The sequence below is a fragment of the Aeromonas sp. FDAARGOS 1405 genome (genome assembly GCF_019048265.1).
GTDB lineage: Bacteria > Pseudomonadota > Gammaproteobacteria > Enterobacterales > Aeromonadaceae > Aeromonas > Aeromonas veronii_A.
Genome location: NZ_CP077311.1, coordinates 2,142,764 through 2,156,567 on the forward strand (window position 1 = coordinate 2,142,764; position 13,804 = coordinate 2,156,567).

General features: G+C 59.0%; 11 protein-coding genes. 3 read left to right on the top strand and 8 right to left on the bottom strand.

What is annotated here, in order from left to right:
- Nucleotides 1-67 precede the first annotated feature (67 nt).
- Nucleotides 68-1,438: a YjiH family protein gene (locus I6L35_RS10160; RefSeq protein WP_216952929.1), complete on the top strand. Its 1,371-nt coding sequence runs from the start codon at nt 68-70 to the stop codon at nt 1,436-1,438.
- Nucleotides 1,439-1,523: 85 nt separating this feature from the next.
- Here the strand turns inward: I6L35_RS10160 and I6L35_RS10165 are convergent, their stop codons facing one another.
- Both I6L35_RS10165 and I6L35_RS10170 read right to left on the bottom strand, forming a co-directional pair.
- Nucleotides 1,524-1,862, bottom strand: a complete 339-nt coding sequence (locus I6L35_RS10165) for a hypothetical protein (RefSeq protein WP_005341051.1) — start codon at nt 1,860-1,862, stop codon at nt 1,524-1,526.
- A gap of 132 nt (nt 1,863-1,994) precedes the next feature.
- Nucleotides 1,995-4,886, bottom strand: a complete 2,892-nt coding sequence (locus I6L35_RS10170) for an HD domain-containing phosphohydrolase (RefSeq protein ID WP_216980180.1) — start codon at nt 4,884-4,886, stop codon at nt 1,995-1,997.
- Between the two features lie 210 nt (nt 4,887-5,096).
- Between I6L35_RS10170 and I6L35_RS10175 the strand changes: the two genes are divergently transcribed.
- Nucleotides 5,097-6,086, top strand: a complete 990-nt coding sequence (locus tag I6L35_RS10175; protein WP_216980181.1) for a luciferase-like monooxygenase — start codon at nt 5,097-5,099, stop codon at nt 6,084-6,086.
- Nucleotides 6,087-6,308: 222 nt separating this feature from the next.
- Nucleotides 6,309-6,809 carry a 2TM domain-containing protein gene (locus tag I6L35_RS10180; RefSeq protein ID WP_021231934.1) on the top strand — a complete coding sequence of 167 codons (501 nt, stop codon included), beginning with the start codon at nt 6,309-6,311 and terminating at the stop codon, nt 6,807-6,809.
- A gap of 121 nt (nt 6,810-6,930) precedes the next feature.
- Here the strand turns inward: I6L35_RS10180 and I6L35_RS10185 are convergent, their stop codons facing one another.
- From I6L35_RS10185 to lptD, 6 genes are read right to left on the bottom strand one after another with little or no spacing between them, the layout of a single operon-like run.
- On the bottom strand, nt 6,931-7,752 hold the full coding sequence (locus tag I6L35_RS10185) for a symmetrical bis(5'-nucleosyl)-tetraphosphatase (RefSeq protein WP_021231933.1): 822 nt from the start codon (nt 7,750-7,752) through the stop codon (nt 6,931-6,933).
- A gap of 6 nt (nt 7,753-7,758) precedes the next feature.
- Nucleotides 7,759-8,121 (bottom strand): Co2+/Mg2+ efflux protein ApaG, encoded by a 363-nt coding sequence (apaG, locus tag I6L35_RS10190; protein WP_005341038.1) that lies wholly within the window; start codon nt 8,119-8,121, stop codon nt 7,759-7,761.
- 4 nt (nt 8,122-8,125) lie between these two features.
- On the bottom strand, nt 8,126-8,953 hold the full coding sequence (gene rsmA / locus I6L35_RS10195) for a 16S rRNA (adenine(1518)-N(6)/adenine(1519)-N(6))-dimethyltransferase RsmA (RefSeq protein ID WP_216980182.1): 828 nt from the start codon (nt 8,951-8,953) through the stop codon (nt 8,126-8,128).
- Complete coding sequence (pdxA, locus tag I6L35_RS10200; protein WP_216980183.1) at nt 8,943-9,938, bottom strand: 4-hydroxythreonine-4-phosphate dehydrogenase PdxA; 996 nt, start codon at nt 9,936-9,938, stop codon at nt 8,943-8,945. Before pdxA ends, rsmA begins: the two co-directional genes overlap by 11 nt.
- Nucleotides 9,938-11,236 carry a peptidylprolyl isomerase SurA gene (gene surA, locus I6L35_RS10205; RefSeq protein WP_005341031.1) on the bottom strand — a complete coding sequence of 433 codons (1,299 nt, stop codon included), beginning with the start codon at nt 11,234-11,236 and terminating at the stop codon, nt 9,938-9,940. The genes pdxA and surA overlap by 1 nt, the downstream gene beginning before the upstream one ends.
- A gap of 26 nt (nt 11,237-11,262) precedes the next feature.
- The gene (gene lptD, locus I6L35_RS10210; RefSeq protein ID WP_005341030.1) at nt 11,263-13,728 is read right to left on the bottom strand and encodes an LPS assembly protein LptD; all 2,466 of its coding nucleotides are present in this window, start codon (nt 13,726-13,728) and stop codon (nt 11,263-11,265) included.
- Nucleotides 13,729-13,804 lie beyond the last annotated feature (76 nt).

The window sequence follows — 13,804 nt, forward strand, 5'->3', positions numbered from 1 at the left end:
TGCCGGTTAATGCATGAATACGCAGGTAGACCGAGCTATGGAAAAGTAACATTAGGGCAGTCTTATCATGCTGGAAAAGAGTCTTGAAGCATCTGCGGTTAATACCCGCCGTAACTTGTTGATGTTTCTAATACCGTCACTGATCGGTATCTTGCTGTTCATGACGCCGGTCGTCTATGACGGTAACGTCACCATCCCCGTCGCAGTGCTGGCCAAGCTGGTGCAGCGGGTTTTTGCCGATTATCTGGTTGCCATGGTCAGTGCGGTGATCACTACCACCATGCTGATGACTATCATCACCTGGTTGTTCAAACCGGCGATTCTGGTGCGTAGACCATTCCTCAACAGCCTGTTCAACGTCTCTCCTTTCTGGGCCTGCGTGCGGGTGGTGGGTGGTATTTTCGTGCTGCTGACCTTCTTCCAGGTGGGACCAGAGGTGCTTTATTCAGGCGCAACCGGCGGCCTGGTGCTCAACGATCTGCTGCCGGTGCTGTTTTCAGTCTTCATTTTTGCCGGCCTGCTGCTGCCGTTGCTGCTCGATTTCGGGCTGCTGGAGTTTGTCGGCACTATGATGACTCGCATCATGCGTCCGGTATTCCGGTTGCCGGGTCGCTCTGCCGTAGACTGCTTTGCCTCCTGGCTGGGGGATGGCAGTGTCGGCATCCTGCTGACCAGCAAGCAGTACGAAGGGAAGTTCTATACCCAGCGGGAAGCGGCCGTTATTGGCACCACCTTCTCCGCCGTCTCCATCACCTTCTGTCTGGTAGTGATCTCCCAGGTGAAGCTGGAACACATGTTCGTTCCCTTCTATCTGACTGTCTGTCTGGCTGGGGTGGTTGCCGCTATCGTGGTGCCACGTCTGCCGCCGCTATCCTGGAAGAAGGATATCTATATCGATGGCGCTCCCCTGTGTCGCAAGCAGGAGGCGGTGCCCCACCAGCACAGTGTGATGAGTTATGGTCTCGAACGTGCATTGACCAAGGCAGAGCAGATGACCGGTCTCGGTGCCGTCGCCCGGGAAGGGGTGAAAAATGCGCTCGACATGCTGTTTGGCGTGTTGCCTGTGGTCATGGCGATCGGTACCTGTGCCCTGATGCTGGCCGAACACACCCCCATCTTCAACTGGCTTGGCGCCCCCTTCGTCCCCTTGCTGGAACTGCTGCAACTGCCGGAGGCGGAAGCCGCATCCAAGACCATCATGGTCGGTTTTGCCGATATGTTTATTCCAGCGGTGCTGGCCTCGACCATCGATAGCGAGATGACCCGCTTCGTCATTGCCGCCATGTCGGTAACCCAGCTTATCTATATGTCGGAAGTGGGGGCCCTGCTGCTTGGCAGCAAGATCCCGGTCAAACTGTGGGAGTTGTTTGTGATCTTCCTGATGCGCACCCTGGTTACCTTGCCGGTAATTGCCGGTGTAGCGCATCTGCTGTTCTAAGGGCTACGCCATAGTGAAAAACGGTCAACCTGGGTTGACCGTTTTCTTTTCCGCGGTAAGGGGAGAGCATCGCCCTTAGGCTGGCTCAGCCTCTAGTGACGGGACACTGAATTGTCAGGGAGTGGACTGTGTTGGCGATGCTATAGGGCTTGGCCGCCTTGTAGACCTTCTTGTCTTCGTCGTAGCTGCCTCCCAGATACTGGGTACTGTATAGCGTCTGCTGGCGGCGATCGGTCTCCTTGTAACCTTGTGGGCAGGTCTGGTTGGCCTGCTGGAAGCAGGCTTTCATGCTGCTGCATTCGATGTAGAAGCCTCGCTGGCTGGTATCGGCAAGGTGCACTGGGGTGACGGTGGGGGCTGGGGGAGACAACAGGGAGCAGCCGGAGAGCGTCAGCGCGCCCAGCAGAACGAGATGTTTTGACATAGATAACCTGAACAGTGTGGTGTGACAAAGAGTGAGGGGGAGTCTATTGCTCCCCCTTCGCTATAGGGGCACCGTTATAACCAGCCCGGAGCGCTCAGGCCAGCCCGCAAATGTAAGAAAATATGACCCAGCCTAGGCAAGTGCGGCCAGCAGTGCGGTTTCGTCCACCTGATCCAGTTGGGCGCTCTCGAGGAAGCGCCTAGCGTAATCGCGCCAGATGCCGCTGCTGACAAACAGGGCGAACAGATCCGAGTCGATATGCTGTTCACGCACCATGTTCTGCATGATGGCAAGAGCCTGGGAGATCGTCTTGCCAGATTTGTAGGGGCGATCACTGGCGGTCAGCGCCTCGAAAATATCGGCGATAGCCATGATGCGGGCTGGTACGCTCATCTGTGCTCCGGTCAGCTGGCGTGGGTAACCCTTGCCATCCATCCGCTCGTGATGACCGCCGGCAATCTCTGGCACGCAGCGCAGATGACGGGGGAAGGGGAGGTGCTCCAGCATGCGTATGGTCTGGATGATGTGCTCGTTGATCTTGTAGCGCTCCTCCTCGGTGAGGGTTCCCCTGCTGATGGCAAGGTTGTATCTCTCCCCCCGGTTGTAGAGATGGTGCGGTACCTTGACCTTGAAGCCCCAGGGATTGTGCTCGTCGAACCGATCTCCATCCGGACGAGGCACAAGGTGCCAGCACTTGTCGGCCAGCAGTGGCTCGAGGCAGGGCAACTCGGGAGACGGTTCTTTCTGACGCAGCTTGAGCTCCTCCCGGCTGATGCCGAGTCGATCGTCCAGGGTGCGCAGCCAGGTGCGGCTGGCGATGGCGTCGAGCCGTTCAATCTTCTCGGGGGCCATCCACTCGCCGCCCAGATTGCACTCGGCGATGAAGGCAAACTCCTGATCCAGTTCGGCCCAGCGCGGGGCTGCTTCTTCCCGGCAGGCACTTCTGATCTCTGATGACAGGCGGGCTGCGAGGCACTCGATATAGACATCCCGCTTGAGTACTTCAAAACGGGTGCGGATCTCGTGGATCCGGTCGTAGAGGGTCTCCAGTTTGGTAGCCTTGTCGACCACGAACTCCGGGGTGGTCACCTTGCCACAGTCATGTAGCCAGCTGGCGATATGGATGGCTTCCCACTCCTCCTCGTTGAGAGTGAAATCGGCAAAGGGGCCCTGTCGCTGGGCGCAGGCTGCCTCGGTCAGCATCTTGGTCAGCTCGGGCACACGTTGGCAGTGGCCGCCGGTGTAGGGGCTCTTGGCGTCGATGGCGCCGGCCATCAGCTCGATAAAGGATTCGAGCAGCTGTTTTTGCTCCTCCAGCAGGCGCTGGTTCTCGATGGCGGAGGCCGAAGTGCCCGCCAGCGCCTCGATCAGGCTGATGCGCGATGCCAGCTCCTGTTCGCTGCAGTGTGGCAGGATCAGCAGGAGGTAGCCGATCAGCTCCTGACGATGGTTGCAGAGCGGCTCAGCTACCAGCTGGCATAGGCCGGGAAAGGAACCCCAACTGTCCAGGTGTTGCCTCCAGGCCGCCTCATCCAGGCTGAGGGAGATGCGCTGGGAAGTGGCCAGGCCGGATAGCAATGGTTGTGGCCAGGGAACCTGCCCTAGGGGCAGTTCGGTTTGCTGCCAGCGGGCCTGGACCGGCTGCATCTTTTGCTGTTGGGCCAGGTAGAGGCATCCCCCTTTTGCCTGTACCGCGGCGATGGTTTCATGCAGGATGCGGCTTAGCAGGGAGTCGACGCGGTGCTCTGCAGCCAGTGCTCTACCCATGTTCATGAAGTTGCCGAGGGTTTGGCGCATGCCGGACATGGTGCGCGCAAGGTCATCTATTTCCCGGATGGCTGATTCAGGAACCTGACCCTCGCCAAAGTCGAAACGCTGGATCCGCTCAGCCTCACGGGTCAGGGCCAGCAGCGGGGTAGCGGTACGGCGGGAGACCAGCCAGATCACCGGCAGCAACAACAGCAGGCTGCCCAGCGCCCATGCCACATTGACCAGCGCTTCGTTGCGTGCCTGCTGATAAAGCAGATCTGCCGAGACCAGCAGGGCGACGTAAAAAGGGGTGTCCTTGCCGAGGGGAGAGATATAGACCAGCCACTCTTGTTCTTCCCCTGTGGTCAGGGTCAGCTCCTGGGGAGTACCATCCAGCAGCACAGGCGTCCTCTCTAGCCTAGTTTTCAGCTCGGCCATGACTGGGCTGCCCAGAGCCGTGATCGCTGGCAGCCGAGTCAGCTGATCATAGGCTGGCAGATGTACAGGGTCGGCCGCCAGCAGTGTCGCGGAGCGATCGAACAACACTACCTGGCTTTGGAGCGGCAACTGCAGCTCACCAATCAAGGCCGAGAGCCCCTCGACACCGGCATCCAGCCCTATCACGGCGCGTTGGCTATGGCTGGTGACAGCCATCGTCATGCCCGGCTCCCTGGTGGTAAAAAAGAGATAGGGGGTGGTGGCGACAATCTTTGATGAACCGCGAGCCAGCCGGTACCAGTCGCGGCTGCGGGGATCGAATCGATAATCCGCCATGGCTCGCCGTGCCAAAAGTTGCAGCTGCTCGTCAAAATAGAGGAACTCTCCCCGCCCGCTACTCAGGCTCTGAACCAGCAACTGGCTGCCTTCAGGCACTGCCTGCAACGTGGCCCGGGCCCGTTCCGTGAGTTTTCGTACCAGAAAGAAATCGCCACTCTCATAGCCGATGTAGACGGCACCATAGCTGTCGCGATTGGCCAGGATCTCTGCCAGCTGCGGCAGATACTCCAGTCGGCTTGCCAGATCGCTCATGTCGGCCAGTCGGCTGCTGGCTAGCAGGCTGAGGGACATACGGGCTGGCTGCTCGTTCAGTTGCAGAGCGAGGGCCAGCTGTTCCCGGTACTGTTTGAAGTTGTGGCGCTCATGTTCCAGCATCTGGCGAGAACCCTGCTGGAACTGCAGCAGAATCAGCAGCATGCCCAGCACACTGAACAGCAGGGTAAACAGGGTGGCAATGTGAACGTAGAAGGGCTTGCGCCCGGATCTGGCAGTGATCATGGACATTTCCTTGTCACAGTGATGCTTGCGGAGACGATCTGTCAGCAGTGTGTCAATACGATAACAGAAATGACAATAATGGCCTGATATCTGTGCTTTTCCATGGTTGCCCACTGCCAGGCAGAGCTTGGCAGGATATCGTGATTCATTCAGGTATCCCGTGCTACATTGCCCCACTTGTTACTGGTCTGTAAATCAATGGAGTGACCCATGTCTGCCATCCCCTATTCCGTGCTCGATCTGGTGCCTGTTGCCGAAGGTTCCGTGCCTGCCGAGTCATTTCGCCGTTCGCGGGATCTTGCCCGCCATGCCGAGGGCTGGGGTTACCAGCGCTACTGGCTGGCCGAACACCACAACATGCCGGGCATTGCCAGTGCCGCCACCTCGGTGTTGATCGGTCATCTGGCCGAGGCCACCACCACTTTGCGGATTGGGGCGGGTGGCATCATGCTGCCGAACCACTCGCCACTGGTGATTGCCGAGCAGTTTGGCACCTTGGCTTCGCTCTATCCGGATCGCATCGATTTGGGCCTTGGTCGGGCACCCGGTACCGATCAGCGCACCATGCGGGCGCTCAGACGCCAACGCAGCGGTGAGGTGGATGATTTCCCGGCCGATGTGCGCGAGCTGATGAGCTACTTTGGCGACGAGATTGGCACGGTGCAGGCGGTGCCAGGTCAAGGGTTACATCTTCCCATCTGGCTGCTGGGCTCCAGCCTTTACAGCGCGCAACTGGCAGCGGCGATGGGCTTGCCGTTCGGGTTTGCCTCCCATTTCGCGCCAGCCATGTTGCTGCAGGCGTTGGATCTCTACCGCAGCCAGTATCGTCCCTCTGCTCGCTGGCCAAAGCCCCATGCGGTGGTCTGCATCAACCTGATCGCCGCCGACAGCGAGCGGGAGGCCCGCTTCCAGTTTACTACCGTGCAGCAGCAGTTCTTGCGCCTCCATCGCGGTAATGCGGGCAAGCTGCCCGCACCGGTCGTCCGGCTTGACGACGAGTGGACGCCCCGTGAGCTGATGGCGATGGAGCAGACCCTTGCCCGCTCTCTGGTGGGCGACCCTGAGCAGGTTCGTCACGGTCTCAAAGCGTTGCTGGCGGAAACCCGAGCCGATGAGCTGATGTTCAATGGCCCCATCGTTGATCATCAGGCCCGACTGCGCTCTTTCGAGATTGCCGCCGGGTTGATGCAGGATCTATAACTCGCCTCCCCGAATACAAAGGCGCTATCTTGCTCAAAGTGCGTCAGTCGTCCTGATGTCAGGTTATCGCAAAGGGACTGTTGGGGGACTGTAACTCAGCACTACCTTTGAACTAACGCACTGAATTAAAAGGAAAGTCAGGTTGGTGTCAGGCTGCTGTCGTGTCGCATGCAACCCTCCGGCCCCTATGCTGGCCCTGTCAATTACCACAAGGAGTTCGAGATGATCGTCAGGAAGTTGAGATTGCAGCGGGGTTGGTCTCAGGATCAGTTGGCAACGTTGACTGGTTTGAGTGTCCGCACTATCCAGCGGATCGAGCAGGGGCAGCAACCCGGACTGGAATCTCTCAAGGCCCTGGCCGCCGTCTTTGAACTCGATGTGGCTCAACTGGATGGGTCAGAGCAACAGGAGCGCGAGATGAGAGGAAGTGACACTATGGGTCAGGATGCGGTGCAGGTATCGGCAGAGGAGCGGGCGGCAATGCGCTATGTGGAGGAGCTCAAGGGCTTCTATCACCATGTCGCCAGCTACGTGGTGGTGATCTGCGGGCTGTTTGTCATCAACTACCTGAGCAATCCGGAGTACATCTGGGCCTGGTGGCCAACCTTGGGGTGGGGGCTGGGACTGGCCTCCCATGCTGTTCGGGTGTTTCAGCCCTTCAAGCTGTTTGGCCCCGAGTGGGAGCGGCGCCAGATTGAGAAGCGGCTGGGGCGCAAGTTGTAACCTAAGCAGCCCGGAAAACAGAGAGCCTAAAAACAGCAAGCCCGGCAACCAGCCGGGCTTTGTTATTGGAACGGGTTGTAGCCATCCGTGCGGCAGCAACCGCCAGATTGCTGCGTCCCCCCTAGCTGGCGTGAACCGGGCAGGGGGTGGCGATCAGGGCATCATCTTCGTAGCGCCACAGGGTGAGGCTGTTGCCCCAGACGCAGCCGGTATCGAGTGCCTTGATGTCGCTCTTGCCGGTGTTGCCCATCAGCGCCGCCCAGTGGCCGAACACCAGAATGGGGTCATCTACGTGATGCTCGCGCTGCTCGAACCAGGGACGCAGCCCCGGGGTTGACTCCTTGGGGCCCTTCTTGCATTTGAAGTCGAGTCGGCCATCGAAGTAGCAGAAGCGCATCCGGGTGAAGGTGTTGATGATGTAGCGGTAGCGGTCGATCCCGACCAGATCATCTTTCCAGCCATCGGGCTGATCGCCATACATGTTGTGCAGCAGCCAGCTGTACTGGTCACCGCGCAGCAGGCTCTCTACCTCGCGGGCGCAGTTGCGGGCGGTGCGGACATCCCATGCGGGGGAGATCCCGGCATGCACCATCATGATGGGCAGATCCGGATGTTCGGCCAGTAGCGGGCGGTGGCGCAGCCACTCCAGCAGTTCATCCCGATCAGGGGCATCCATCAGGCTTTGCAGCTTGTCTTTCTTCTTGAGCGGTGCAACGCCATCGGCGACGGCCAGCAGGTGCAGGTCGTGGTTGCCGAGCACGGTAACGGCGCGGTTACCCAGCCCTTTGACAAAACGCAAGGTATTGAGTGAGTCCGGACCGCGGGCGACCAGATCGCCGCAGAGCCAGAGCACGTCTTGGTCGGGATCGAACGCGGCAAGATCCAGCAGACGGCGCAAGTCGTCGTAACAGCCCTGGATGTCACCGACAAAACAGTTCGCCATGAAACCTCAGTTGATAATATTGGGGATGGCCAGCGTGAAGGGGGCGATGGACGCCTCGAACTGCTGGCCAGAGCCATCTTGCAGGGTATAGCTCCCTTCCATCACCCCGAGCGGGGTCGCCAGCGGCACGCCGCTCTGGTAGCGGTAGGTCTCACCTTCGGCAATGACGGGTTGTTCCCCGACCACGCCCGGGCCTGCCACTTCCAGCATCTTGCCATTGGCATCGGTGATGAGCCAGCGCCGGTGCAGCAGTTGCACCGGGCCGGGTCCCAGATTCTCAATCTCGATCAGATAGTGAAACTGGTAAGGGTCTTTGGATTCCGCCACATATACGGGGTATGGGCGGATCTCGATGTGCGGGAGTGCCACAGGATCAGGCCTTTGGCTGATCTGCCAGCCAGTTGGCGATCATGACAAACTGCTCGAGGGAGAGATTCTCCGGGCGCAGGTTGCCATCGATACCAAGCTCGGTCAGCTGGGCGTCGGTGATGAAGTTGGAGAAGCTGTTGCGAATGGTCTTGCGACGTTGGCCGAAGCCCTCGGTACAGACGCGGTTCAGGCAACGGATATCCTTGGCGACTATGGTGGGATTCTTGTGCGGGATCAGGCGTACCACGGCAGAGTCCACTTTCGGCGCCGGCTTGAAGGCGCCAGGGCCCACTTCCAGCACTGGCACTACCTGGCAGTAGTACTGGGTCATCACGCTCAGGCGGCCGTAAGCCTTGCTGCCGGGACCGGCGGCCAGACGCAGAACCACTTCCTTTTGCAGCATAAAGTGCATGTCTGCAACCCGGTCGGCAAACTCGCACAGGTGGAAGATAAGCGGGGTGGAGATGTTGTAGGGCAGGTTGCCGAAGATACGCAGTGGCCCCTTGCCTTCACCCATCAGGGTGCCGAAGTCAAAACGCATGGCATCCGCTTCGATAACGGTCAGCTTGTCCTTGAGGGTCGGGTGCTCACGCAGACGTGCCGCCAGATCCCGGTCCAGCTCGACCACGGTCATCTTGTCCATCTGGGAGGCGACCGGCTCGGTCAGCGCGGCCAGACCCGGGCCGATCTCCACCAGGTTCTGACCCGGCTGCGGATTGATGGCGGCCACGATCTGATCGATCACGTAGCGATCGTGCAAGAAGTTCTGACCGAAACGCTTACGGGCGGTGTGGCCCATGTGCACTTTGTTGCTCTGCACCTTACTGCTCATATCTTTTTTTCTCTACCATCTTGATGGCGTGGTTGATCGCGGTGATCAGGCTGCCCGAGTCGGCGAGGCCCTTGCCTGCCAGATCCAGTGCGGTGCCGTGATCCACCGAAGTGCGGATGAAGGGAAGCCCCAGGGTGATATTGACCGAACTGCCGAAGCCCTTGTATTTGAGCACTGGCAGACCCTGGTCGTGGTACATGGCGAGTACCGCATCCGCATCCTTGAGGTATTTCTCCTGGAACAGGGTGTCGGCCGGCAATGGGCCGACCAGATCGATCCCCTCCTGGCGCAGTGTGGCCAGGGCGGGTTCGATCACGTCAATCTCTTCACGTCCTAGATGGCCACCTTCCCCGGCATGAGGGTTGAGGCCGCAGACGTAAATACGGGGTTTGGCGATGCCAAACTTGGTGGCGAGATCCTCGTTGAGGATCCGGATCACCTTGCCGAGGCGATCCTCGGTGATGGCCATCGCTACATAGGCCAGCGGAATATGGGTGGTCGCTAGTGCAACCCGCAGTCCCTCGGTTGCCAGCATCATCACCACATCGGCGGTGCCAGACTGCTGGGCAAAGAACTCGGTGTGGCCGCTGAACGAGACGCCGGCCTGGTTGATGATCCCCTTGTGCACCGGTCCGGTCACCACGGCGGCAAATTCGCCGCTGAGGTTGCCATCGCAGGCGCGTTGCAGGGTCGCCAGCACATAGGCGCCGTTGCCTTCGTTCAGCTCGCCCGGTACCACGGGGGCTCCGAGGGGGACCGGACAGACGGTCAGGGTGCCCGCCCGCTGCGGATGAGCAGGGACTCCTGCATCGTAGGGCTCAAGCTCTATGGACAGCCCCAGCAGGGCCGCCCGCTCGCGCAGCAAAGCTGGATCGGCAATGACCACCAACTGGTGCGGCCAATCCTGCTGGGCAATCTGCAGCACCAGATCCGGGCCGATCCCGGCCGGTTCGCCCGGGGTAACGGCAAGGCGACGGCAGCTCATCAGCTCGCAGATCCTTCGACACGGATGTAAGCCTCATCACGCAGCTCATCCAGCCACGCCTGGGACTCTTCCACGAAGCGGCGGTTGTAGATCAGCTGATAGGCACGCTGTTCCAGAGCCTTGTCAGTGGCATCCTGGCTGCGACGATCTTCCACTTGGACGATGTGCCAGCCGTGGCTGGTGCGGAAGGGCGCGCTGATCTGGCCCGGTTGCAGGCGGTTAACCATGTCGCGGAACTCCGGCACATAGACGTTGGGGTCAGACCAGCCCAGTTCGCCACCCTGCACTGCAGAGCCCGGATCTTCGGAGTACTTCTCCGCCATGCTGGCGAAGCTGGCCTTACCGCTCTTGATGTCGTGAAGAATGCCGTCCAGCATCCCCTTGGCTTTCTCTTCGCTCAGGATGATGGAAGGCTTGATCAGGATGTGACGGGCCTTCACCTCGGTCTGCATCACCTGCTGCTGGCCCTTGGTGTCGAACACCTTGACGATGTGCAGACCGGCGCCGGAGCGCAGCGGGCCGACGATATCGCCCTTCTTGGCACCCTGTACCGCTTCGGCCATCAGGGTCGGCATCTCTTGCGGGCTCATCCAGCCCCAGTCACCCCCTTCCAGCGCCTTGGGACCGTTACTCTCGGCAATGGCCAGTTTGCGGAAGTCGGCACCTTGCTTGAGGGCGGCCAGAATGCGCTCGATCTTGCTCTTGGCTGCATCCAGCTGGGCGGCGGTCGGGTTGTCCGGCAGTGCAATCTGGATATGGCCGACGTGGTATTCGTTCTGCTGTTGACCCTGTTTCTTCAGGATCTCCACCACTTGCTTCACCTCCTGCTCGGAGATGTTGATGCGACGGCGCACCTGGTTGCGGCGTACCTCGTTCATCAGGATCTCGCGGCGCACCTCTTCCCGATACTGGGCATAGGTCATCCCTTCACGGGCGAGCTGGGCACGCAGTTGATCCAGGGTCATCTTGTTGTCGGCGGCGATGCCCTGAATAGCCTGTTCCAGCTGGGTATCGCTGATCTTCAGCCCCTGGCGATCCGCCAGTTGTAACTGAAGGCTCTCCTGGATTAGACGGTCGAGCGCCTGTTTGCGCAGAGTGGCATCGTCAGGCAGGGACTGGCCGCTCTCCTGGGCGGAGAGTTTTACCTTGTTGACCAGTGCGTCCTGTTGACTGGACAGCACTACGTCCTTGTTGACCACGGCCAGCACCTTGTCCATCAGCTCGGGTGCAGCCAGAGCGGCCTGGCTCATGGCGCCGAACATTCCCGCGGTCAGCAGGGCAATCAGGGTCTTTTTCATATCCATCTCTCAAGGCTGGACCAGCATCATTGCTGGTCTTTCAGATTAAACGGGCGAACATAGGGCAACAGCTCGGTATCCAGTGTGACACTGCGGCCACCGGTACCCACACTGCCAAGTCCCTTCATTTCAAACTGCAGACCAATGACTTTTTCCGAAGTTGGCTTCAGGGTGATATTGTCCGGCTGGTTGTGCCACTCTAGGCTCATGTTGATGCTCCAGCAGCAGGAGTCGTATTTGACACCGATTTTGCGGTCAATGTTCACATCCTGCTTGATATCACGGTAGTAACCGCCATACATCTGCCACTGATCGGCGATCGGTGCCATCATCACCAGGCCAGCCTGGCTGAGGTCTTCGGCCAGATTTGGGTTGCTCGGGTAGCGATAGTCCCGGTTGCCGTCCTGGATATAACGGTAGTTGACCTGGGTGGTCAGCTTGCCGGCCCGATATTCGACCGCACCGTTGCCAGCAGTAAAATCACCCTCGGAGGTGTCGTACTGGCTCCCTACATGGGCAAACCACTCATCGGTGATCCGGGCATCACCTTCGAACGAGAGCAGTGAGCGCGAATTGGTGCTCTTGGGATCCGATGGATAGAGGCGTACCTTGGGGGGCGTCATTTCGAAGGCCTGAGCCACCGCCAAGCGTAACCTTTCATCACCCACATTGTCATAGACCCGGCTGGTCAAGCCAGCGGTAACCCGGTTGGCATCACTAATGCGATCGAGACCGGCATAGCGGCGATCGCTAAACAGGCTGTAGTAATCCTGACGGGTTGTGGTGGAGTCGTAGATCCCGATCTCATCCTGATTCCGATAGGGTACATAGAGATACTGAAACTCCGGCTCAAGCGTCTGGGTGCCCTTGCCATCATACCAGTCAATCGAACGATCGAAGTTGAGCCCGCCCTTGAGTCGGAAGGAGGGAAGGGTGCGATTGACGGTTCCATCCGCCAGGGTCAATTGCTTGCTTTCAACATCGGTGAAGCGGGTTCGATCGGTGGCTACCAGATCCTTGGGAACCTCCTGGTTGTAGGAGGTAAACATCAGCTTGTACTGGCTGGTGAGGTAATAGCCGGGCGCATCCACCAGAGGAATTGTCAGGGCGGGCGCTAAATGAAATCTGGTGGCTGTGTAGCGTTCACCGGCTTGCTGGGCAGTGGCACTGCCGCTGTCATAGCCAAACTTGGTCAGCTCGCTGTTCCAGGCCAGATCGAACCACTGACCCTGCTGGTAGTAGTTGTAGTTGATGCGTGGCAGCATCTCGTGAGGCAGCAAAGCACCAGGCAACAATATCTGGTAGCGGCGTATCTCCGAGGTGAGGTTCCAGTTTTGTTGGTAGTAACCAGCAGTAAAGGATTGCTGCAACTGGCTGTCGACCTGGGTACCTACTTGCGGACTGAAGTCATTGAAGTAGTTGTAATCCTTGTCCCGGACTTTGGTGTAATCGATACCAAAGCGTAGCGAACCATCCATCAGGGTGGAGCCGTGACGGACGTTCAGCAGATAGCGATGGCCATCAGAGAGGTACGGCGTTCCTGTTGAAGGGTTGGTAAAGCTTGGATTGCCCGAGTCAAACTGCTTGTCATCCCTCAGATTTTCAAAATAGAGGGTGCCGATATGGGCGGGATCCGGCATGTAGCGGAACTCCACCTGTTCCATCAGGCCTCGCCTGTCCATGAAACGAGAGGTGATGGTGGCATCGTAGTTGGGGGCAATGTTCCAGTAGAAGGGCTGGGTGATCTCCATGCCATTGCCGGAACTCTGTTTGTAACCCGGATAGAGCAGACCTGTCTTCCGTTCATCCTTGATGGGAAAGTTGATGTACGGAAAATAGAACACCGGGTAGTCATAGAGCCAGAGACTGGCGTTCCAGGCTTCACCGAATACCTCTTTCTGGTCGATATCGATGTTGCCTGCCTTGAGGGTCCACACCTCCTGACCGGGGGGGCAAGTGGTGTACTGGGCCCCCTCCATGGTGATGTTCTGGTTGTTGTTGGTCATCACTACGCGCTTGGCAAAGCCGCGCACCGGTGAGCCATGCACCTGATACTTGCCCTCTTCCAGCTCGGAGTTCTTGGTATCCAGATTGGATTTGAGGGTCTTGTCGCTGGTGACGGTCACCTGACCGTCGTTGTAATAGATGTTGCCGATGGCGATGACATCCCGGCTCTTCTGATCGAGCTGGGCATAGTCGGAGTCAAACTTGCGAACACCCTGACGAACCTTGACGTCACCTTCATAGACGGCGGTGCCGCCCTGTTTGGCCTCGAGACGGTCAGCATCAACCTCGACCGGCTGTGCGTTGGCATCCTGATCCGATGCTGGCTTCTCTATCTTGGGAACATAGTCATAGCAGAGACTATCAAGAATGCCGGTGGCTGGCGGCGCTTCGAACGGAGCCGCCTGCACCATCACAGGGGCAAGTGCGGGGGCCAGACTGATAGTCAGGGCGATGGGATAGCGGTACCCCAGTGTCCATTTGGTCATGTGAAAGACTCGTGCAATCCGTGATAGATACGGTTGATCCAAGGCATGCATTTTACGACAGGTTTCATCGAGTTGA

Excerpts from the sequence above, each read along its gene's own strand:
- I6L35_RS10160 (WP_216952929.1), top strand. The coding sequence starts at position 68 with ATGCTGGAAAAGAGTCTTGAAGCATCTGCGGTTAATACCCGCCGTAAC.
- I6L35_RS10165 (WP_005341051.1), bottom strand. The coding sequence starts at position 1,862 with ATGTCAAAACATCTCGTTCTGCTGGGCGCGCTGACGCTCTCCGGCTGC.
- rsmA (WP_216980182.1), bottom strand. The coding sequence starts at position 8,953 with ATGAGCAGTAAGGTGCAGAGCAACAAAGTGCACATGGGCCACACCGCC.
- I6L35_RS10170 (WP_216980180.1), bottom strand. The coding sequence starts at position 4,886 with ATGATCACTGCCAGATCCGGGCGCAAGCCCTTCTACGTTCACATTGCC.
- pdxA (WP_216980183.1), bottom strand. The coding sequence starts at position 9,938 with ATGAGCTGCCGTCGCCTTGCCGTTACCCCGGGCGAACCGGCCGGGATC.
- lptD (WP_005341030.1), bottom strand. The coding sequence starts at position 13,728 with ATGACCAAATGGACACTGGGGTACCGCTATCCCATCGCCCTGACTATC.
- surA (WP_005341031.1), bottom strand. The coding sequence starts at position 11,236 with ATGAAAAAGACCCTGATTGCCCTGCTGACCGCGGGAATGTTCGGCGCC.
- I6L35_RS10175 (WP_216980181.1), top strand. The coding sequence starts at position 5,097 with ATGTCTGCCATCCCCTATTCCGTGCTCGATCTGGTGCCTGTTGCCGAA.
- I6L35_RS10185 (WP_021231933.1), bottom strand. The coding sequence starts at position 7,752 with ATGGCGAACTGTTTTGTCGGTGACATCCAGGGCTGTTACGACGACTTG.
- I6L35_RS10180 (WP_021231934.1), top strand. The coding sequence starts at position 6,309 with ATGATCGTCAGGAAGTTGAGATTGCAGCGGGGTTGGTCTCAGGATCAG.